Origin of the sequence: Larkinella sp. C7, assembly GCF_006149005.1 — a bacterium.
Lineage (GTDB): Bacteria > Bacteroidota > Bacteroidia > Cytophagales > Spirosomataceae > Larkinella.
Map to the genome: position 1 here is coordinate 67,765 of NZ_VBSL01000002.1, position 20,418 is coordinate 88,182.

Genomic DNA, 20,418 nt, shown 5'->3' on the forward strand with positions numbered 1-20,418 from the left:
AGTAACGGTACGGGGCAAAATAAAAATTAAGTATCTTTGCTAAATAGCCCCATTCCATGTCAACTTTCTCCCGGTTTCACGCTTCCATTCACATCGCCCTCCTCTTTTCAGCGCTTGTATGGGCGGGTTGTCAAAAAGAAGGAAAAACCGGAACCAGCCCGGCCACCCGGACCGAAGTGGAACTGAAAGCCCATTCGACCACGCCCCCGCTGGTAAAGGCCCTGCCCGGTTTTGAAAGCCTGGAAATTCTGCCGCTCATCAGCAGTGCCGATCAACTGGAACAATCGCCCGATTTCATTTTTGCCGGCCAACCCGATGGGGCAGGCTTGTTGAAAAATCCGGCGGGCGACGGCTATGTGCTGATCACGAACCACGAGATGATCCGGTCGGTTTCCAGGGTTTATCTGGACAAAACCTTCAAACCGGTCAAAGGCGAATACCTGGTCGATGCCGAAGGCGGAATCTGGCGGCTTTGTTCGGCCACGCTGGCCACCCCGGCCGAACATGGTTTTGGTCCGCTCTACCTGACCGCTGGCGAAAGCGACGCAGAAGGTCGGGTTCACGCCATCGATCCGCTGGGTGCGGCTGATAAAAAGAACGGGAACCGGACGCTCCCGGCGCTGGGAAAAGCGTCGTTCGAAAATGCGCTTCCCCTACCGAAAGGCGCATATCCCAACAAAACCGTGGTGTTGATGACGGAAGATGAAGGCAATGGACAGGTGACGATGTACGTTTCACCGACGCCCGGCGACCTCCAAAACGGAAAACTTTACACCCTCCGCCGGACCAACCAGGACCCCATCGAAAAAACCATGCAGGCCGACCAGCGATATGCGGTCGAATTTGTGGAAATCGACAACGCAAAAACCGCCACGGGCGCCCAGATTGCCGCGCAGCAACTGGAAAAAAATGCCATTCAGTTTGCGCGGGTCGAAGACATCGACTACCGGAAAGGCAGCGCGGCCAACGGTCGTGAACTGTATTTTGCAGTCACGGGTTCTTTCGCCAGCGACCGGGTGCAGTGGGGCCGCATCTACCGTCTGGAACTGGACGCCAGCAACCCGCTGAAAGGCCAGTTGTCGTTTGTGGCCGAAGGGTATTCCAATCCGGGCAAGAGTTTGATCAATCCGGACAACATCTGCGTCACCGAGAATTTCGTGTACATCGGGGAAGATGGCGACGCGCCGATTTCTACGCCCGACCACGACGGACGCATCTGGCAGTACGGCATCACGACCAAACAGCTCAAACCGTTCCTGGAAATGAACCACCGCCGAAACGACAGCGACTTCCAGCGCAAATACAACCTCATTGGCCATCAGGGCATCAGCACCTGGGAATATGGCGCGATGACCGACATTTCGGACGTAGTGGGCGTCCCGAACACGTTTCTGATCAACCTGCAACCGCACACCTGGCGCGATACCAAATTCATCAATGCGGATGGCAGCGCGATCACCAAAAACGTCAATATTTACGACAATGCGATTGGGAACATGGGCGAAGGCGGTCAGATTGTCATTGTGCGCGGTGTTCCGAAATAAGGGCGTCTTTCTGCTTTCCTTTCTGGGAGCCACGCTCGTGTTTGTTGGCCTGTTGGGTCAAATGGACTCGAAACCGCCCCGACACAGGTCCGCAACGGAACGCGTCAAACAGCAGTTTTCCCACGATCTGGCGGCATTCCGAACGCTGATCGAAACCCGGCTTTTGCCGCTGGCCGAACACAGTGCTTCTCCCGATTCGCTGAAAACCGCCTTTCTGGCCTGCCGCCGGGCCTACAAAAAGCTGGAGCCGTTTACAGAGTATTATTTTCCGGCCACCACGCGGCTGGTCAACGGGCCGCCCCTGCCCGAAATTGAAGCCGAAGACAACCGGATTTCGGAACCCGGCGGTTTACAGGTGATTGAAGAATTGGTTTTTCCGGAATTTGATCCCAACCGGCGGTCGGACCTGATTCGTGAAATCAAAAAACTCCGGCGCGAACTGCTGCGGTATGCGGCTTTGGGAAACGACACCGCGCTGACGGACGCCCACGTTTGCGACGCCCTGCGACTCCAGATTTTCCGGATCATCACGCTCGGTATTAGCGGTTTCGACACCCCACGCTGTCAGGCGGCCCTGCCCGAAGCCGCTGCTTCACTCAGGAGTTTGAGAACGTACTGGTCCTTTTACAGCACGAATACGCCCTGTTTTCGGCGACTTGTTCAGCTTCTGTGCGATTCCGAAACGCACCTGAACCGCGCTTCGGACTTCAATACGTTCGACCGGTTTCAGTTCATCACCACCTTTGCCAATCCGCTTTCCACGCAAATGCTGGCGTTTCAGAAACAACAGAACATTCAACCGTTCAACGAGCTTCGGGCGTTGCGGACAGACGCCAAAACCCTGTTCGACACCAACGCTTTCAATCCGGATTTCTACGCCCCGACGGTGGCTATGCGCACCAATCCGGCCAAGGTATTGCTGGGCAAAAAGCTTTTTTCTGACCCGATTTTATCCGCCAGCGATGATCCGTCGGGCGGGAAACGGTCGTGCGCCAGTTGCCACCAGCCCGATAAAGCCTTCACCGACGGTTTACCCAAAAATGCGACCCTGTCGGGTCGCGGGTTTGTCCGACGCAACACGCCCACCTTGCTGAATGCGGCTTTACAAAATGCCCTGTTCTACGATTTACGCGCCCAGACGCTCGAAAATCAGTCGTCCGAGGTCATTCAGAACGTAGAAGAAATGCACGGTTCTCTGGAACACGCGGCCCGAACGTTGCAGCAAAACAGCCGGTACCGGGCGTGGTTTAAAAAGGCATTCCCGACCCTGCGGGATTCGATCGAGCCGATTCACATTCAGAATGCCCTGGCAGCCTACGAACGGTCCCTCGTTCGTCTCAATTCCCGGTTCGACCGGTCCATGCGGGAGCACCCTCCCGGAACCGGAAAACGGCTTTTGTCGGCCGAAGAACGGCTCGGTTTCAATCTTTTTATGGGCAAAGCCAAATGCGGAACCTGCCACTTCCTGCCGCTCTTCAACGGAACGGTTCCGCCGGTTTTTACCCAAACTGAGTCGGAGGTCATCGGGGTTCCGGTGCAGCCCAACCGCCGGCAGATCGATCCGGATCCCGGTCGTTACGCCCTCTTTCGACTCGACCCGCTGAAGTATGCCTTCAAAACGCCAACGGTGCGGAATATCGCCCAAACCAGCCCGTATATGCACAACGGTGCGTACCAAACGTTGGAGGAAGTACTGCAATTCTACAACCAGGGCGGGGGCCGGGGACTAGGAATCCAGCTCGAAAACCAAACCTTACCGACCGACAAACTTGAGCTGACGGACGCCGAACAATCGGCACTGCTGGCCTTTCTGAAGACCCTGTCGGACGCAAAGTAGGATAATTACGAGAACTGTCCTTCCAAACGTATAGACCCAAAAACATTTTTATAGAAAACGTATATATTCTTATGGCTAACCCAACTCAGTTATTATTACTCATGGCTGCGAATTAAAGAAATTCCGGATTGCCATTGTTTTTTTAGATAATCACCTATAATTCACACATGTAAACCGCTAAAGTTGCCACTTTTTTCCTTTTTTATAAGACACGAACCGAGGCCCGCAAAAATAATTTCACAATTCTTTACAAATAGATTGATTTTAAATTACTCAAAATGGTAAGATTCTTTAAACCTTTATTGTTACCAAAAGTTAAAGAATGGAAACTTACCCAATCGCATGAAACCAGTTGTTGCCATTCTGTTTGCTGAAGGTCACGTTGCAAACCGTCTATTCGCCCGCTTCGGCAGAAGCAGCTTTCTGGATTACCCACCTCTCCATTAGCGCACTTTCCATTTTTCGACTTTCGTTACCCACCGTACTTTTTATTAACCACCCTGAATATCCGCCAGGATCGATGATTTCTGGTGAATCATTGTGGCTTTATGCCGTACAATCAGAGTTCAATTCACAGCACAATACACTACTTAAATTTCTTGACCACACATGGCACCCAAAATGAATCTTGAAAAACGCTCCTTTCTTTCCTGGTGTTTGCAGTTCCTGTTGATTCTGATCAGCGGATCTCTGGCCCTCGGAAGCGCCTATATGGCTTATAAACTAACCCGCGAAAGTTCAATTACCCTGGGTTTTGCCGGCATTGGTTTTTATGTGATGTACTACCTGGGCGGCACCTTCATACCAGTCAGGGCAAAATGAAACTACTTTTATTGCTTTTCTGTCCGATCCTGGGATTTTGCCAGACCCGGATCGAACGAAAACCCATTCAGCTTTTTGCGGAAGTGGGCGGTTTTTACGGCAGTTCAAAACAGACGCCCTTCTGGTTACGCTCGAATCAATACGGAACCGTACCGACGGATTTGCCGTATGCCAGCGTGCGAACCGGCCTTCGCTGGGATTCCCGATTTTACGCCATCGATGACAACACGCCACAAAAAAAACGTGATTTTTTTGGCTTTGGCTACGGCGTCGAGCTGGTAGGCAATACGGGAGCGGGTTCAAAAACCACCCTGATCATTCCGGAACTCTACGGCAAACTTCGCGCGGGGGCCTTCGAACTGGTGGCCGGACGGCGTCGGGAGGTGGTCGGCCTGGTGGATTCGACCCTGAGTTCGGGGTCTTTCAGTTGGTCGGGCAATGCGTTGCCTTTACCGAAAATCCAGATCGGCCTGTCGCAGTATACCCCCATTCCGCTGACGGGTGGCATTCTGTCGGTCCGGGGCTTTTTCGCACACGGCTGGTTCGAGCAAAAAAATTTCGTCAGCCGGGCCTTTCTGCACCAGAAAGCCCTGTATGCCCGGATCGGCAAGGCAAAGTGGCCCGTCAAACTCTACGCCGGTTTCAACCACCAGGCCGAGTGGGGCGGCACCACCAGCGAACTTTCGGATGGGCTGATCAAGGAAGGCCGTTTTCCGTCTAACTTTCAGGCGTATTCGTACATGGTAACGGGGAGTAGCCTGGGCTACAATCCCGGTGTCGATACGACGTATTACAGCCGCTTCGACCGGGAAAACCGCATCGGCAATCACCTGGGAAGCATCGACGTCGGTCTGGAGTTCAGCACGAAAAAACTGTCGATCCTGCTGTATCGCCAGAGCGTTTACGAAGACGGCTCGCTGTTTTACCGGACGAACCTGGAAGATGGGCTCAACGGCATTCGCTTTCGGAGTTTAAAACCGGCGACCTCGGGCTTCCGCATCACGGGTGCCGTCGTGGAACTTCTGTATACCAAAAGCCAGGGGGGAAGTGTTTTTGAAGCCGCCGACAAACTGCGCGGACGGGACAACTACTTCAATCACAGCCAGTACCGCAGTGGCTGGTCGTATTTCGGGCAGGGCATCGGCACGCCGTTCATCACGCCGATGACCACAGCCCGCCCGGATCTGCCGCAATACGGTTTTTTCAGCAACAACCGGGTTCGGGCTTTCCACACCGGTTTGCAGGGAGGTTTTGGGCGCAACTGCACGTTTCAGATGAAACTGTCGTACAGCGAAAACTTTGGCACCTACGACGTTCCGTTCCCCAACACCGTCGAACAGTTTTCATCCCTCCTGCAGGTGGGCGTTCCGCTGAACCAGAGCGGTCTGCTCATGACCGTTTCCGCTGCTTCCGATCAGGGCGGTTTATTCCCCCGCAGCAACGGCGTCTATGCCGGCATCCGAAAAACCTGGGATTATTACCAATACCGTTCGAGGAGGATGTAAACTATCCTTCCAGTTGACTCTGGGTGTCGACCAGGAATTTGCGGATTTCCTGCAACCGGCCGATCATCTGTTTAATTTCATTCTGACGCGAGGAGCGGGCTTTGAGGTGTTGCCTCGCCCCTTCCAGCGTCAGTTTTTTTTCTTCCACCAATTCCAGAATTTCCCGAAGATGGACAATATCATCTTTGGTATAAATCCGGTCACCGGCGCGGTTTTTACGGGGCTTGAGCGTGGGAAACTCTTTTTCGTAAAACCGCAATTTCGATATGTTCACCCCCAGCATGTCGGCCACCTCGCGAATGCCGTAATACCGTTTTGTTAACTCCTCCATAGAACAAACTTCCGTTCAAACCGGAAGAAACACAAGTTTTCCGTAAATTTGCAAAACATTTCAATCCGTAGCCATCACAGGCGTGATGACTGACCACCAAGTACCATGACTTCTTCCGAAATTCGCCAGCATTTTTTAGACTTTTTTCAAAGTAAAAACCACCTGATTGTTCAGTCGGCGCCCCTGGTGGCCAAAAACGACCCGACGCTGATGTTCAACAACTCGGGCATGGCTCAATTTAAGGATTTTTTTCTGGGCAACGGAACACCGCCCGCCAAACGGGTCGCCGATACGCAAAAATGTCTGCGGGTTTCGGGCAAGCACAATGACCTTGAAGACGTCGGTTTCGACACCTACCACCACACCATGTTCGAGATGCTCGGCAACTGGTCGTTTGGTGATTATTTCAAGAAAGAAGCCATTACCTGGGCGTGGGAACTGCTGACGGAGGTCTACAAATTGCCGAAAGACCGGCTCTATGTATCGGTTTTTGAAGGTGATACCAAAGACAACGTTCCCTTCGATCAGGAAGCCTGGGATTTGTGGAAGCCGATTGTGGGTGAAGACCGGATTATTCTGGGCAATAAAAAAGACAATTTCTGGGAAATGGGCGATACGGGGCCGTGTGGTCCCTGCTCGGAAATCCACGTCGATCTGCGGCCCCAGTCGGAGGTGGATCAGAAACCCGGCAAGGAACTGGTGAACGCCGATCACCCGCAGGTGGTAGAAATCTGGAACCTCGTTTTCATGCAGTTCAACCGCAAGGCCGACGGTTCGCTCGACCCCCTGCCCGCACGGCACGTCGACACCGGCATGGGTTTCGAGCGGCTTTGCATGGCGATTCAGGGCAAACTGTCGAACTACGACACGGATGTGTTTACGCACACCATCAAGGTCATCGAAGAACTGTCGGGCATCTCCTACAAGGGCTCGCAGCGTGATTATCCGGACGTGGCCATGCGTGTCATTGCCGACCACATTCGGGCGGTTTCGTTCGCCATTGCCGACGGTCTGGTGCCGTCGAACGCGCGGGCGGGTTACGTCATCCGCCGGATTCTGCGCCGGGCCGTTCGCTACGGGTATTCGTACCTCGGTTTTACCGAACCGTTTCTGACCAAACTCGTGCCGACACTGGCGATGCAGTTTGCCGACGTTTTCCCGGAACTGAACGCGCAACGTGATTTTGTGGCAACCGTGATTCGGGAAGAAGAAGCCTCGTTTCTGCGAACGCTGGAAAATGGTTTGAAACTACTCGATAAAATTACCTCCGATCTGGCACAGTCGGGTGGGAAAGAAATCGACGGTGAGACGGTTTTTGAACTCAACGATACGTTCGGCTTCCCCTCCGATCTAACCGCTTTGATTGCGCGGGAAAAAGGGCTTTCCATCGATGAAGCCGGTTTTCAGAAAGCCCTTCAGCAGCAGAAAGAACGCTCGCGCAAAGATGCCTCTTCGGCAACCGGCGACTGGACCGAACTCACCGACATCGACGGCGTCGAATTTGTCGGCTACGACCAGACCGAAGCCGAAGCCCGGATTGCCAAATACCGGAAAGTTCAAAACAAACAAGGCACGCAGTACCAGATCGTGCTGGACCGGACGCCTTTCTACGCCGAATCCGGCGGTCAGATTGGCGATACCGGCAGTCTGGAACTGCGCGTGGGCGACGAAACCGTGTTGATCCGCATTGCCGATACGAAAAAAGAAAACGACCTGATCATCCACATTTCCAACGACAAAAATCTGGAAGAAGTGCTGGACCATCATACCGCCGTTTTGGCTAAAATCGATACCCACCGTCGCATTGCCATCGAAGACAACCACTCGGCTACACACCTGCTCCATGCCGCCCTGCGCCAGGTCCTGGGCAAACACGTCGGGCAAAAAGGCTCGTACGTCGGGCCGGATGCCTTGCGGTTTGACTTCTCCCACTTTGCCAAGGTGACGGACGACGAACTGGCGGAGGTGGAGCGGATCGTGAATGATAAAATCCGTGAAAACATTCCGCTGAACGAACGGCGCAACGTTCCCATCGACGAAGCCCGCAACCTCGGCGCGATGGCCTTGTTCGGTGAAAAATACGGCGACTTCGTGCGCGTCATTACCTTTGACCCGAACTATTCGGTCGAACTTTGTGGCGGTACGCACGTACCGGCAACGGGGCAGATCGGCCTCTTCAAGTTCACGTCCGAAGGTTCCGTTTCGACCGGTATCCGGCGCATCGAAGCCGTAACCGCCGAAAAAGCCCTGGCCCTTCTGAACGAGCAGCAAGCAACACTGGATCAGTTGAAAGAACTCCTGAAAGCGCCGAAAGATGTGCTGAAAGCCGTTCAAAACCTGATGGACGAACGCCATCAGTTACAGAAAAAAATTGACGTACTGGAAGCCGAGAAGCTCCAGAAAGTGAAAGCAGATCTGTTGACGAAAGTCTATTCGGCCAACGGGCATTTTGTCATTGTGGAACGCATCGAGGTTCCGTCGGCGGATGCGCTGAAGCAACTGGCGTATGATCTGAAAGCGAAACTGGATAACCTGGCGCTGGTGCTGGGTTCGGACATCAACGGAAAACCGCAACTGGCGGTGATGCTGCCCGATGAGCTGATCAAAACCAAAAACCTCCACGCCGGCACGCTGGTGAAAGAACTGGCGAAGGAAATTCGCGGGGGTGGTGGTGGTCAGCCGTTCTTTGCCACCGCTGGCGGCACCGATGCCACCGGCCTCGACCGGGCGCTGGCGAAAGGGCGGGAGCTTTTGCAATAGAAGTTAAAAAAAGGAATTTCAAATAATAAATGATGAATGTTAAATGTAAAAGTGCTGAATTGCCAACTTCTTTTACATTTAACATTCATCATTTTACATTTAAAACTCCCTTATTACCCCTCCTTCGTTTCCTTTTCTTCCTCCAGCGGAGTATGTTCCGACCCCAGCACCGGCCCCAGGTACGAATGCTGCCAATCTTCGACCTGCTCCGGGGTCTTTAATTCATCGATCTCAACAACGCGGTGTTTCAGGTGGGGATATTGCGCATCCAAATCCTGTTCAATCAGCGCGACCTCGGGCGACGTCTCGAATTTCATCGGTATTGTGGTCGGGGTTTCCACGCCCCGCTCATCGACGGCGACAACGCGAACTACAAACATCTTTTCCATACGGTGTAATCTGGTTTTCTACTAAACCGTTCCGACGCGCAAAAGTTGGGCGGATTGAAGCTTTTCGTAAACGGTTGACATCTCAGCCAATAAATTGTTATTTTTACGTACACCCCGGACCGGAATCCACTTTTTCACCCGAAAACAGGACGCCCGTACGATCCGCCAACACGCCCATGAAACGACTCTATACCTACACCTTCCTCCCGCTCCTGCTGATCACGTTGCTGGTGGGTGAATATTCCCAAACCCCAAAGCTGCCCGAACCGGCGCAAACATTGACGGTTCGCGAAGTCCCCTACGCCCCCATTTGCGGGATGGCGAACATCGGCGGCATTCCCAATTCGCTGCTGCAACAATCCGTTGCGCTGCGGCCGAATGTCGGGCAATTTGCGACGCCGACGTCGACCAAAAATCCGAAGGCGCAGGCCTTTTTTGAACAGGGCATGGCGTATCTGCACGGGTATGCACTGGTCGAAGCCGCCCGGTCGTTTCACGAAGCGTTGAAATTCGATTCGACGTTTGTGATGGCGCACGTGGGTCTGAGCCGTCTGTATATCCAACTGGAAGACAACAAAGCCGCTTTGAAAGCCGCCGAAACCGCCAAATCGTTCTCGAAATTTGCATCGGAACGTGAAAAAGCCCACATTGATCTGCGGTTTGCGCAGTTGAAAGCCGTCGATTCCCTGAGCAATCAAAAACTGCTGAACGAGTACCGAACCAAAGTCAACGGAGCCGTCAAGCGGTTTCCAACCGATCCGGAACTGTGGCTGCTGTCCGGCAACTCCTACGAAAAATTTGCCACCGGCCGGGGGCAGGGTTCCTCAACGGGCAGCATCGCCATCTACGAGAAAATCCTCCAGTTTGCGCCCGAACATCCGGCGGCTCACCACTATCTGATCCATGCTTACGAAGGCATGGGCGACTATACCGAGGCCCTGAAACACGGCAAAGCCTACGCCCGGCTGGCGCCGAACCTGGCCCACGCCCTCCACATGTATGCCCACGACCTGATGAAAACCGGCGATGTGGATAGTGCCATCGCGGAAATGAAACAGACGGATGCCATCGAACGCGGATTGTATACCAGCGAAAAATACGATCCGATGTACGACTGGCACCACATTCACAACATCTCGTTGCTGGCGCTTTGCTACCAGTATCAGGGCCGGATTCAGGAAGCGGAACAACTGGTGAAGGAGCGGTTTGAGATCAAACGACCGATCAATCTGGAACGAACGTTTTACAACAAAATGGGTTACCCAACCCTGCTGATTACGCAAAACCGGGACGAGGAAGCCCGGCCCATCGCCGAAGAAATGACGAAAGGCAAAACGCCGGGCGAACGCGTGATCGGACACTATTTGCTGGGCATGATCGCCCTGAAAAAGAACCAGATCGAATCGGCGCGGGCTTCGCTGAAGCAGTCGCAAACCGAGCTGGTGGAAGCCAAAAACATCGCCCACACCGACTGGCTGAATGCCTGGCTCGATCCCCATCCCAAGTTCCTGGCTTCCCTGATTGCCCTGCACGACCCCGCAGCCCGGGAGAAAGGACTGGCCGACATCCACAAGTTCCAGACCAGCGCCCGTGACCAAACCGGCCCCGATCCCTGGATTGAAGCCCTTTTCCAACTGGAAATGATTGCCCAGGTGGCCGCCCAACTGAAACTAACTGATTTCGCCGAAGAAGCCACGAAGGTGCTGGCAGAACACGATCCGTATTATCCCGGCACCCATTTTTCTCTCGCCCGGGTGGCCGAACTGAAAGGTGATAAAGCGACCGCCGAACGCGAACGTCAACTGGCCCGACAAGGCTGGTCGAAAGCGGATGCAGTATTTTTAGCGCAAAATTTTCCAAAAAAGAAATAACAAAATTTTATCTTGCGGGCCATGAATGCCTATCGCCCCGGCCTGCACATCCTGTCGACCTTCGAAGCCCCGTTGTCTGCCCTCACCAACGTTGAGCAGTGTCGCGCGGGCTTCGACCGGCTGATTCAGGAACTGGAACTGGCTAAGGTGGGCGAGGTGTATTATTCGTTTCCCAACGGCGGTTTTACGGCGGTTCTCTGCCTGACTGAATCGCACGTGTCGATTCATACCTGGCCCGAAAACGGGCTGGCGACGTTCGACGTTTTCCTGTCCAATTTTCAACGCGATAACCGCCCGAAAGTCCGACGGTTTTATGAGGAATCCCTGCGTCTGTTCGGGGCTACGGCGGTTTTAAACGAACAGGAACTCATCCGCTGACGCTGTCCGAAACCATGCCCACCGCCCCATCCTCTTCCCCCACCTCGTTCGACTGCCCCCACTGCCAGGCTCCGGTTCCGGGCTATGACCTCGCCGAGAGTTCGTATTTCTGCTGCGGCCAGTGCTACACCTATTTTCAGTATGGTGATACCGGCCCGCAGCGCATCATCATGGCCTTTCCGCCCATGCCCACCCCGCCCGCCCTGCCGCTCGGGGCCGAAGGGTACCTCGACGGGAAATGGGTTCGGGTAACGGGCTACCTGCGCAAGCGGGAAATCCAGTATGAAGAAAGCTGGATGGAATACGTCCTGATGACCAAAGAAGGCCCGCACCAGATGCTGGCCGAATTCAGGGGGCATTGGATGCTGGTTCGGCCGGTGGACGAAGCCTATACCGAAACGCAAAACGCAAAAGTCTTGGATCAGGACCGCGAATACGCCCTGTATAACCGCTACAACTGCCTCATTCTGAACGCCGTCGGCGAGTTTTACTGGAACATCGTTGATGATACGGAACTAACCATTTCGGAGTATATTCACCCGCCCTATCTGATCAGCCGGGAGGCCAGCAGCCAGAAAACCGAGTGCTACAAAGCGGAATACAAAACGCCACAGGACATTTCGAAAGCCTTCGGACTGGCCGATGCGGTTTTACCGAATCCCGTTGGCGTCGGGGCCATCCAGCCCAATCCGGCCGTCGAAAAACGGGAACCGGCGATCTGGTTGACCACCCGGCTGGCGTTGCTGATCGTAGCCGTTCAGGTGCTTTTTTACTTCCTGAAACCGCAGAAAACCCTTTTCAATCAGGAGTTTTCCTGGAACTCGGATTCGACGGTGCAAAGCCGCGCGCAACCCATCGTGACGCCTTCGTTCCCCATCGACGGTCCGGCGGCTGTGGCAATTCAGTTAAAGGTGAATGTCGATAACAACTGGTTTGAATTACCAGTCAGTCTGATCAACGAAAGCACCAACCAATCCTACGAGTTTACGCGCATTGTTGAATATTACCACGGGGTTGAATACGGCGAAAGCTGGCAGGAAGGGGCCCAGGACGACGAAGCCATTTTGTCACGCATTCCGGCCGGGCAATATCACCTCAACCTGTATCCGTCGTCCGAAGGAAAAAACCGGGTTATTTTCCAGCTTAAAGTGATTCAAAATCCGGTTCTGTATTCCAACCTGTTTATTATGCTGGCCCTGCTGGCGATCTACCCGATCATCCTGTTTTTTCAGCGCAATCTGTTCGAACAGAAACGCTGGGCCGAGAGTGATTTTTCGGCCTAGATAGACTCAAGCAAGCGACCGAATACCGTAAACAGAAAACCTCGCATGAAAAACCTCGCAAAAATAAAATTCCTGGTGCTGGCGGGCGGTTTGCTCCTTGCCGGCTTCACCTGGGCCGGGATGTCGGGCAGCCGCTTGCTGGGCGACGATCTGGAAAGTGTTGACAAACTCGACAACTACAAAAACGGTTCGGGCGGGCGGCATTCGGGCCGACGCAGTTATTTTTACCACAAATAAACCCTGTTTCTCATGGACTTGTCTACGCTGAAGTACATCGTTCCCTCCGTCGTCTATTCGTTGGTCGGTATCCTGATTCTGGTCATCAGTTTCGTCATTATCGAGAAAATTGCCCCCGAAAACCTCTGGAAAAAGATCGTAGACGAAGAAAACGTCGCGCTTTCGATTCTGGCGGCCGCTTTCATGATTGCGGTGGCCATTATCATCAGTTCCGCCATACATGAGTAAGCCGGATAACCGACACCGGCACCTGCTGCTGTTGCTGTCGGTTTTTGTGATTGCAACCTGCGGACTCATCTACGAATTGGTGGCCGGAACCCTGGCGAGTTACCTCCTGGGCGATTCGGTTACGCAGTTTTCGACCATCATTGGCGTCTATCTGTTTTCAATGGGCATCGGTTCGTGGCTGTCCAAATACCTCGACGGCCCTCTGTTGAAGTGGTTCATCCGCATCGAAATTCTGGTTGGTATTGTGGGCGGTGGCAGCGCTCCGCTGCTCTTTGTTTTGTTCGAATACGCGGCTTCGTTCCGGCTGGTTCTGTATTCGCTGGTGAGTTTGACCGGGATTCTGGTGGGATTGGAAATTCCGTTGCTGATGCGGATTCTGGAGAACCAGCTTACCTTCAAAGACCTGGTTTCCAGAGTTTTTACCTTCGACTACATCGGGGCGTTACTCGCTTCGCTGATCTTCCCGCTCGTCCTTGTCCCCTACCTGGGCCTCATCCGGACGTCCCTGTTTTTCGGATTGATGAACGTCGCCGTCGCCTGGTTTCTGCTGCACCAGTTTCCCGAAACCAAACCGTATCGCCGGTCGCTGGTCACGGCCATCCTCCTCTCCTCTTTTCTGCTGATCGGCGGTTTTGTTTATGCCGAACAGATCATGACCTACACCGAAAATCTGACGTTTCAGGATAAGGTGATTTACAGCAAAAGCACGTCGTACCAGCGCATCGTGCTGACGGCCAACAACCGCGAGTTGCGGCTTTTCCTCAACGGCAACCTCCAGTTCAGTTCGGCGGATGAATACCGTTACCACGAAGCGCTCGTTCACCCGGCTTTGCAGGCCCTTCCGAAGGCCAGCCGGGTCCTGGTGTTGGGTGGAGGAGATGGTTTGGCCGTGCGCGAAATCCTGAAATACCCGCACATCCAGTCCGTTACGCTCGTCGACCTCGATCCGGGCATGACGGATCTTTTTCGCCGGAATGAGGTACTCCTGAAGCTGAATAACCGCTCCTTACTTTCGCCCAAAGTACAGATTGTCAATACCGATGCCTACCATTTTGTCCGGCAGGACACCGCCCGTTACGACCTGATTGTTGTTGATTTTCCCGATCCGTCGAATTACTCGATTGGCAAATTGTACAGCACATCCTTCTACCAGGAACTCAACCGCCTGATTCGGCCCGGTGGTCTGGCGGTGGTGCAATCGACCTCGCCCTACATTGCCCGGCAATCGTTCTGGTGCATTCGCAATACGATTGCGGCCTCCGGTTTTCAGACCATTCCCTACCACGCTTATGTGCCCTCGTTTGGCGAATGGGGTTTTATTCTGCTGTTGCGAAACCACCACTGGCGGGGTGACGGGCCGTTGCCGAAGGGGCTCCGGTTTGTCAATGCGCGAACCATCCACGACATGCTGAACTTCCCGCCCGACATGGCTGAGGTTCCGACCGAAATCAACAAGCTCAACAACCAGGTACTGGTGCATTATTTCGAAGATGACTGGACGCCCTACGCCCACTGACCCACCCGAATCGCCGGGCCGCCGTCAGTTTCTGGAACAAGCCGCCGGACTCGGTTTGTCGGCTCTGCTGGCCGGATCGGCGGGTTTGAGTGCCTGCCAGCCGTCGTCCCACCAGCACATCAAGGGCGGCATGATCGGAGCGAATCATGCGGTCGGTCATTTGCTCCGGAATCCGGAAAAACTGCCCCCACCGACGCAGACACTGGAAACGGACGTCCTGATTGTGGGCGGTGGCGTTGCCGGTTTGTCGGCCCGGCGGTGGCTCTGGCAGCAGGGCATGCGGGATGTGTTGCTGGTGGAATTGGCGGATCGACCGGGGGGCAATGCCGTCAGTGGTCAGAATGCCGTATCGGCCTATCCGTGGGGCGCTCATTACCTGCCGATTCCTGATCTCCGAAATCGCGAACTGCTTGACTTTCTGACCGAAAGCCAGGCCATTACCGGTTTTGATCCAGGCGGTTTACCGGTTTACAATGATTATTACCTATGTCACGACCCCGAAGAACGGCTGTTCATCAACGGGCACTGGCAGGAAGGGCTGGTGCCGGAAGTTGGGATTTCGGCCGACGACAAACAGCAGATTGCCCGGTTTTTTAAACTCGTAGATGAACTAAAACACGCCAAAGGCAAAGATGGCCTGGATGCGTTTGCCATTCCGCTCGACGGTTCTTCGACGGATGAACGGTTTCGGCAGTGGGACGCGGTTTCGTTCGAATCGTATCTGAATGAGCAGCAGTTGACGTCGCCGTATCTGCGCTGGTTTCTGGAATATGGTTGCAAGGATGATTACGGAACGACCTTAGCGAACACCTCAGCCTGGGCCGGGTTGCACTATTTTGCGGCCCGAAAAGGCGTTGCGGCCAATGCTGAAGCCAACGCGGTGCTGACCTGGCCGGAAGGCAATGCGTTTTTAGTCAGCCAGTTAGAAAAGCAGGCAGCGTCTCCCATCCAATCCAATCGGCTGGTTTTTCGTATGGAGGAAACCCATCAGGGCGTTCGTATTCTTAGTTACGATGTGGTTCAGAAAATGACGATTGCAATTCTGGCCCGGAAGGTGTTGCTGGCGACGCCCCAGTTCATTACGAAAAACCTACTCAAAAACCGGGTGATCGCCGGGTTTGAATATAGTCCCTGGCTGGTGGCGAATCTAACCGTCAACGGTTTGCCGCAAAACCGGGGCATGCCGCTCTGCTGGGATAACGTGATTTACGGAAGCCCCTCCGTCGGCTATGTCACGGCCACGCACCAGCACTTGAAATCGAGTGATCAAAAAGTGATTACGGTGTATTGGCCGCTGGTTCAGGAACCGCCCGACGTAGCCCGGCGCAAAGCCTACCAAATGCCGTATGAAGACTGGGTAAGGCTGCTGGTGGCCGATCTGGAAAGGGCACATCCCGGTGTCAGTGAATACATTGCATCCATCGATTGCTGGATTTGGGGACACGGGATGATTGCGCCAACACCCGGTTTTATCTGGGGTGAAGCCCGCCAAAAAGCCGCCACTGCCATCAATAACAAACTCTATTTTGCTCACTCGGACCTGAGCGGTGTTTCGATTTTTGAAGAAGCTTTTTACCAGGGCATTCGGGCTGCCAAAGAAATTTTGGGGCAAAAACCCTCCGACTGACAATCTATCGGAACGACTGATCGTTGCTCCAACAGGAAGCACCCACCGCCCACCTTTCATGAAGCGAACCTTACTTTTCTTCTTTTTCTTATTCGGATTATTCGTTGAATCTCAGGCCCAGTTGGGCAACCGGAAACCCATCAACCGGGCCGAATTCATTCGGCTCATGCAAACCGTGGCCGCCGGTCTCAACGAGAACAATGGTCGAAAAGCGGCCGACTGTTTCACGCTGGATGCCATTTATTCCGAACCGCCCAACAAACAGATCTACCGGGGTCGCGACCGGATTTTCGAGTTTTTTGGCGGCTGGAAAGGACGCCCGAAAGTAGTGCAGATGGTCTGGCACCACCTGACGTTTGATGAACAAACCCAGGTTGGCTCGGGCGAGTTTACGCTCACCAACGGTTCCAGCGCGCACGGCATGGTCAGTGTCAAAATACGCGAAGGATTGATCGGTAACTGGCGGGAATATTTCTACCAGTCTGCGCTGGACTGGAACGGTTTTATTTTGCAAAATCCATTTTGAGTTCAGGTACGAAAGAGCGTTCAAAAGTCCGAAATCGGTTTTTTAGGACACGCCAATACAAAGCGTACGCCCAACTTCTTAGCCTTGATGATCCCCTCTGCAAAACTTTTTGGCAGGCATCCGGTTAGTATTCTGTATAGACCACAAATTGCTATTATGGATAAGCTACAGAAGTTTGAATTGATGAATAAGATTGTTCGTGAATTCGAGGATCTTCAAAATAGTCAGACGGCCCTCATTCAGAAAATTGGAAAGATCGAAGTCGACAACATGAATGGGTTGAATGACGCGAATCTGGAAAAAACGCTGGGAACCATGCACGGAAAAATCGCCGAAAACCTGGATTCCATTACGGAGATTTTCTCGTACTTTGAGAGCCAGCGCGACGAATATGCCGAGAAGAACGGAGCTGCCATTGCTGCGCTTGAAGCGGCTGCGGCCATTGAAGCAGCCAAAGCGGCTAATTAATTAAAGAATAGCCCACTGATCTAGCCTATCCGTTGGAGACTCCTGGTTCAGTGGGCTATCTTATTTCATTCCCATCCTAACTTCAGCAGGCATGTTACATTTTCAACTGGTCGAAAAAGACGACATTTCGCAGCACAACGAATATTTTGAAGTGCATACGACCCAGGACGACGCACACGTCAAAAGCCTCTTTTTTACCACGAATGAAGAAAATCTGGAAGAGGTAGCGGCTGTCATTGTTGCCGAGCACATGCCAAACGTCAAACATTGGACGATCATTCCGCACCGGAAAGACAGTTAGCCTTCTACGGCTCTATTTGTCAACCCGTCCCGCCGGTCGCACGTTTTTCCCTTCCCGTTTTTGTAAATCATCCCCCAAATCCGTGCGGGCTTCGTCGGCTAATTTTTCCAGAACCGCCACGATTTCGGGGTTTTGCTCACGCACATCATACCGCTCACTGGGGTCGCGCCGGAGGTCATACAGGGCGAGGGGAAATGCGTGGTCTTCGGTATTCGGCCCCGGCTGTCCACCTCTGCCCGGTGGAAACCCTTCATAGGTGCGCCCCGGATGCGCAAACACCAGTTTCCAATCTCCTTTCCGAACGGCTTCCAGGCTATTTTTCCGGTAATAATAGAAGAAATGATCCCGGGGCGTAACGGTTTCGTCGCCTTTTAACAACGCGACCATGTCGACGCCATCAATGGCTTTCTTCGGCAGGCGGGCACCACACAAGTTTGCAACCGTCGGCAGGATTTCCATCGTTGTCAACAGTTTGTTGCAAACCCGCCCCGCCGGTACCACACCCGGCCACCGAATGATACAGGGCACGCGGTGACCACCCTCGAACGACGTTCCTTTACCTTCCCGAAAACCGCCCGCCGACCCTGCATGGTCGCCGTAATTCAGCCAGGGGCCGTTGTCGCTGGTGAAAATGACGAGGGTATTTTTGTCCAGTCCCTGCTGTTTCAGTTCCTGCATAATCTGCCCCACCGACCAGTCCAGTTCCATCATCACATCGCCCAGCAAACCAATGGCACTTTTGCCCTGAAACCGGCTGGAAGCCGCCAGTGGCACGTGCGGCAACGGGTGTGGCACATACAAAAAGAACGGTTCTTTCTTGTGTTTGCGAATAAAACCGACGGCCCGCTCCGTAATCGAGGGCGTCAGGTGGCTCGCATCGTCCAGCGTCCGGATTTCCTGACCGGGCGTGTTGCCTTCGATCAAATGCAAGGGCGGATAATTGGCCTTCGCCTGATTGGGATGGAGCGGCCACATGTCGTGCGAATACGGCACGCCGTAATACGCATCAAAACCCTGTTGTTGCGGTAGAAACTTCGTCTGGCTCCCCAAATGCCACTTCCCGAAAATACCGGTCGCGTAGCCTTTTTCTTTCAGCAACTCCGCAATCGTTTCTTCTTCAGGATTAAGCCCAACCGGGGAATTGGGTCCGAAAGCTCCGGAAATGCCGAGCCGGTTGGGATAACAGCCCGTCAGCAAAGCCGCCCGCGAGGCACTGCAAACCGCCTGAGCCGCCAGAAAACTCGTAAACCGGGTTCCCTCTGCTGCCATCCGGTCGAGATTGGGCGTCGTGTAGCCCGACGCGCCGTAGCAGGACAAGTCCCCGTAGCCCAGATCGTCGATAAAAAACAAAACGACATTGGGCTTTGTCGGCGCCGGTGGACTAACCCAGCCGCTGAGGGTGGGTAGCAGTCCGGCGAGAAGAAGCAATGAAAAGATAAGGAACAGGATTTTCTGCGGTTTGGGATTTGGAGTCATTCGGAATCAGGTCAATTGATTTAGTTCGACCAATTTAGACTTTCTGGTTAAGAAATGGATAATCGTCCAGACAATTAAATAAGTAAATCCGCAAATGGTAAACAGAATATTGTACCCCGCCGACAGATTACCGGCGGCTTTGTAAGTGTCTAGTAAATCCCCCACGAGCATCGGAAAAAAGATTCCGCCAACCGCCCCGGCCATTCCGCCAATACCGACCACCGAGCTAACGGCCTGCTTGGGAAAAAGATCGGAAGCCATCGTGAAGATGTTCGTGGCCCAGGCCTGATGCACCGCCACCGCCAGACTGATCAGCGCGACGACCATCCAGACGTTGGTGGCAAACTGCGCCAGAATGATCGAGATTTCCAGAATGGCAAAAATTAACAGGGCGGTTTTGCGGGCTTTCAAAGTCGGCCAGCCAGCTTTAATGAGCCACGACGAAAAATAGCCTCCGCCAATGCTGCCCACGGTCGTGGCGGTATAAATAATCATTAACTCCGGGCTTATCTTTTTTAAATCCAGGTTGTAGGTGGATGAAAAATAGGAAGGGAGCCAGAATAAAAAAAACCAGAAAATGGGGTCGATCAGGGCTTTTCCGGTGATGAACGCCCAGGTTTGGGGCAACGTAAACAGCTTGAACCACTGGATCGAAACCTGGCTGTCGGCTTTGTTTTCGCCCTTTTCCTGCCCATTCGTAATCAGCAAAAACTCTTCCGGAGTCAGGCGTTTTTGCCGGGAAGGAATGTCGTAAAAGAGCAACCAGAAAATCAGCCAGACAAAGCCCAGACCGCCGGTAATCCAGAATACTTCCTGCCAGCCGTACGCACTCAATATCCAGGGCACCAGCACCAACGCCAGCACGACGCCGACGCTGGTTCCTGAATTGAAAATACCGGTAGCAAGTCCGCGTTCTTTTTTGGGAAACCACTCGGCCACGGTTTTGACAGCCGCCGGAAAATTGCCAGCCTCCCCGAGTCCGAGCCCAATCCGCGCCAGACCAAACCCCACGGCCCCACGGGCCACGGCGTGGAGCATCCCGGCCACGCTCCAGAAAACGATGGTGATCGTATAACCGAGTTTGGTACCGGTTTTGTCGATCAGCCAGCCCGAAAGCCCCAGCCCAATGGCGTAGGCGGCCGTAAACGCCATCACAATCCGGGCATAATCCGTTTCCGTCCAGTTGAATTCAGTTTCGAGAATGGGTTTCAACAAGCCAATTATCTGGCGATCGAGGTAATTGATGGTCGTCGCTAAAAACACCAGCGCGACAACAATCCAGCGGTAATTTTTAATTTGAACGGTCGACACGCGGGTTA

At 53.6% G+C, this 20,418-nt stretch carries 19 protein-coding genes; 15 read left to right on the forward strand and 4 right to left on the reverse strand.

From position 1 onward, the window contains the following. Window positions 1-56: 56 nt before the first annotated feature. The 4 genes from FH871_RS05370 (at window position 57) to FH871_RS05385 (ending at window position 5,708) form a co-directional block, all read left to right on the forward strand. The gene (locus FH871_RS05370; RefSeq protein WP_138990327.1) at window positions 57-1,544 is read left to right on the forward strand and encodes a hypothetical protein; all 1,488 of its coding nucleotides are present in this window, start codon (window positions 57-59) and stop codon (window positions 1,542-1,544) included. After that, the gene (locus FH871_RS05375) at window positions 1,483-3,381 is read left to right on the forward strand and encodes a cytochrome-c peroxidase (RefSeq protein ID WP_138990328.1); all 1,899 of its coding nucleotides are present in this window, start codon (window positions 1,483-1,485) and stop codon (window positions 3,379-3,381) included. Before FH871_RS05370 ends, FH871_RS05375 begins: the two co-directional genes overlap by 62 nt. A gap of 621 nt (window positions 3,382-4,002) precedes the next feature. Continuing rightward, entirely contained in the window at window positions 4,003-4,203 is a 201-nt protein-coding gene (locus tag FH871_RS05380; protein ID WP_138990329.1) for a hypothetical protein, read from the forward strand. After that, complete coding sequence (locus FH871_RS05385) at window positions 4,200-5,708, forward strand: capsule assembly Wzi family protein (protein WP_138990330.1); 1,509 nt, start codon at window positions 4,200-4,202, stop codon at window positions 5,706-5,708. Before FH871_RS05380 ends, FH871_RS05385 begins: the two co-directional genes overlap by 4 nt. A gap of 1 nt (window position 5,709) precedes the next feature. On the opposite strand, the gene FH871_RS05390 is transcribed toward FH871_RS05385, so the two are convergent. Then, window positions 5,710-6,039 (reverse strand): MerR family transcriptional regulator, encoded by a 330-nt coding sequence (locus FH871_RS05390; RefSeq protein ID WP_114404881.1) that lies wholly within the window; start codon window positions 6,037-6,039, stop codon window positions 5,710-5,712. Between the two features lie 105 nt (window positions 6,040-6,144). Between FH871_RS05390 and alaS the strand changes: the two genes are divergently transcribed. Further along, window positions 6,145-8,799, forward strand: coding sequence for an alanine--tRNA ligase (alaS, locus tag FH871_RS05395; RefSeq protein WP_138990331.1), 2,655 nt, complete (start codon window positions 6,145-6,147; stop codon window positions 8,797-8,799). Window positions 8,800-8,912: 113 nt separating this feature from the next. Here the strand turns inward: alaS and FH871_RS05400 are convergent, their stop codons facing one another. Beyond that, window positions 8,913-9,188, reverse strand: a complete 276-nt coding sequence (locus tag FH871_RS05400; protein ID WP_138990332.1) for a hypothetical protein — start codon at window positions 9,186-9,188, stop codon at window positions 8,913-8,915. Window positions 9,189-9,364: 176 nt separating this feature from the next. On the opposite strand from FH871_RS05400, the gene FH871_RS05405 reads away from it, so the two are divergent. The 10 genes from FH871_RS05405 (at window position 9,365) to FH871_RS05450 (ending at window position 17,623) form a co-directional block, all read left to right on the forward strand. After that, complete coding sequence (locus FH871_RS05405) at window positions 9,365-11,059, forward strand: lipopolysaccharide assembly protein LapB (protein WP_138990333.1); 1,695 nt, start codon at window positions 9,365-9,367, stop codon at window positions 11,057-11,059. Window positions 11,060-11,080: 21 nt separating this feature from the next. Continuing rightward, window positions 11,081-11,437 (forward strand): S-adenosylmethionine decarboxylase family protein, encoded by a 357-nt coding sequence (locus tag FH871_RS05410; RefSeq protein ID WP_138990334.1) that lies wholly within the window; start codon window positions 11,081-11,083, stop codon window positions 11,435-11,437. A gap of 14 nt (window positions 11,438-11,451) precedes the next feature. Beyond that, the gene (locus FH871_RS05415) at window positions 11,452-12,720 is read left to right on the forward strand and encodes a DUF4178 domain-containing protein (RefSeq protein ID WP_138990335.1); all 1,269 of its coding nucleotides are present in this window, start codon (window positions 11,452-11,454) and stop codon (window positions 12,718-12,720) included. Between the two features lie 45 nt (window positions 12,721-12,765). After that, window positions 12,766-12,957: a hypothetical protein gene (locus tag FH871_RS05420; RefSeq protein WP_138990336.1), complete on the forward strand. Its 192-nt coding sequence runs from the start codon at window positions 12,766-12,768 to the stop codon at window positions 12,955-12,957. Window positions 12,958-12,969: 12 nt separating this feature from the next. After that, on the forward strand, window positions 12,970-13,185 hold the full coding sequence (locus FH871_RS05425; RefSeq protein ID WP_138990337.1) for a DUF350 domain-containing protein: 216 nt from the start codon (window positions 12,970-12,972) through the stop codon (window positions 13,183-13,185). Next, the gene (locus FH871_RS05430; RefSeq protein WP_138990338.1) at window positions 13,178-14,701 is read left to right on the forward strand and encodes a polyamine aminopropyltransferase; all 1,524 of its coding nucleotides are present in this window, start codon (window positions 13,178-13,180) and stop codon (window positions 14,699-14,701) included. Before FH871_RS05425 ends, FH871_RS05430 begins: the two co-directional genes overlap by 8 nt. Further along, complete coding sequence (locus FH871_RS05435) at window positions 14,676-16,328, forward strand: NAD(P)/FAD-dependent oxidoreductase (RefSeq protein ID WP_138990339.1); 1,653 nt, start codon at window positions 14,676-14,678, stop codon at window positions 16,326-16,328. The genes FH871_RS05430 and FH871_RS05435 overlap by 26 nt, the downstream gene beginning before the upstream one ends. A gap of 58 nt (window positions 16,329-16,386) precedes the next feature. After that, a complete protein-coding gene (locus tag FH871_RS05440) occupies window positions 16,387-16,854 on the forward strand; it encodes a nuclear transport factor 2 family protein (protein WP_138990340.1) in 468 nt (155 codons plus the stop codon). A gap of 156 nt (window positions 16,855-17,010) precedes the next feature. Next, window positions 17,011-17,322, forward strand: a complete 312-nt coding sequence (locus FH871_RS05445) for a hypothetical protein (RefSeq protein WP_114404870.1) — start codon at window positions 17,011-17,013, stop codon at window positions 17,320-17,322. Window positions 17,323-17,413: 91 nt separating this feature from the next. After that, the gene (locus FH871_RS05450) at window positions 17,414-17,623 is read left to right on the forward strand and encodes a hypothetical protein (protein WP_138990341.1); all 210 of its coding nucleotides are present in this window, start codon (window positions 17,414-17,416) and stop codon (window positions 17,621-17,623) included. A gap of 12 nt (window positions 17,624-17,635) precedes the next feature. Here FH871_RS05450 and FH871_RS05455 read toward each other — a convergent pair whose 3' ends face one another. Then, the gene (locus FH871_RS05455) at window positions 17,636-19,099 is read right to left on the reverse strand and encodes a sulfatase (protein WP_138990342.1); all 1,464 of its coding nucleotides are present in this window, start codon (window positions 19,097-19,099) and stop codon (window positions 17,636-17,638) included. Window positions 19,100-19,105: 6 nt separating this feature from the next. Beyond that, a complete protein-coding gene (locus tag FH871_RS05460) occupies window positions 19,106-20,410 on the reverse strand; it encodes an MFS transporter (protein WP_138990343.1) in 1,305 nt (434 codons plus the stop codon). Between the last annotated feature and the right edge of the window lie 8 nt (window positions 20,411-20,418).

Bases quoted from the DNA above. Each gene is read 5' to 3' on its own strand.
- FH871_RS05370 (WP_138990327.1), top strand. From the start codon at position 57: ATGTCAACTTTCTCCCGGTTTCACGCTTCCATTCACATCGCCCTCCTC.
- FH871_RS05375 (WP_138990328.1), top strand. From the start codon at position 1,483: ATGCGATTGGGAACATGGGCGAAGGCGGTCAGATTGTCATTGTGCGCG.
- FH871_RS05380 (WP_138990329.1), top strand. From the start codon at position 4,003: ATGAATCTTGAAAAACGCTCCTTTCTTTCCTGGTGTTTGCAGTTCCTG.
- FH871_RS05385 (WP_138990330.1), top strand. From the start codon at position 4,200: ATGAAACTACTTTTATTGCTTTTCTGTCCGATCCTGGGATTTTGCCAG.
- FH871_RS05390 (WP_114404881.1), bottom strand. From the start codon at position 6,039: ATGGAGGAGTTAACAAAACGGTATTACGGCATTCGCGAGGTGGCCGAC.
- alaS (WP_138990331.1), top strand. From the start codon at position 6,145: ATGACTTCTTCCGAAATTCGCCAGCATTTTTTAGACTTTTTTCAAAGT.
- FH871_RS05400 (WP_138990332.1), bottom strand. From the start codon at position 9,188: ATGGAAAAGATGTTTGTAGTTCGCGTTGTCGCCGTCGATGAGCGGGGC.
- FH871_RS05405 (WP_138990333.1), top strand. From the start codon at position 9,365: ATGAAACGACTCTATACCTACACCTTCCTCCCGCTCCTGCTGATCACG.
- FH871_RS05410 (WP_138990334.1), top strand. From the start codon at position 11,081: ATGAATGCCTATCGCCCCGGCCTGCACATCCTGTCGACCTTCGAAGCC.
- FH871_RS05415 (WP_138990335.1), top strand. From the start codon at position 11,452: ATGCCCACCGCCCCATCCTCTTCCCCCACCTCGTTCGACTGCCCCCAC.
- FH871_RS05420 (WP_138990336.1), top strand. From the start codon at position 12,766: ATGAAAAACCTCGCAAAAATAAAATTCCTGGTGCTGGCGGGCGGTTTG.
- FH871_RS05425 (WP_138990337.1), top strand. From the start codon at position 12,970: ATGGACTTGTCTACGCTGAAGTACATCGTTCCCTCCGTCGTCTATTCG.
- FH871_RS05430 (WP_138990338.1), top strand. From the start codon at position 13,178: ATGAGTAAGCCGGATAACCGACACCGGCACCTGCTGCTGTTGCTGTCG.
- FH871_RS05435 (WP_138990339.1), top strand. From the start codon at position 14,676: ATGACTGGACGCCCTACGCCCACTGACCCACCCGAATCGCCGGGCCGC.
- FH871_RS05440 (WP_138990340.1), top strand. From the start codon at position 16,387: ATGAAGCGAACCTTACTTTTCTTCTTTTTCTTATTCGGATTATTCGTT.
- FH871_RS05445 (WP_114404870.1), top strand. From the start codon at position 17,011: ATGGATAAGCTACAGAAGTTTGAATTGATGAATAAGATTGTTCGTGAA.
- FH871_RS05450 (WP_138990341.1), top strand. From the start codon at position 17,414: ATGTTACATTTTCAACTGGTCGAAAAAGACGACATTTCGCAGCACAAC.
- FH871_RS05455 (WP_138990342.1), bottom strand. From the start codon at position 19,099: ATGACTCCAAATCCCAAACCGCAGAAAATCCTGTTCCTTATCTTTTCA.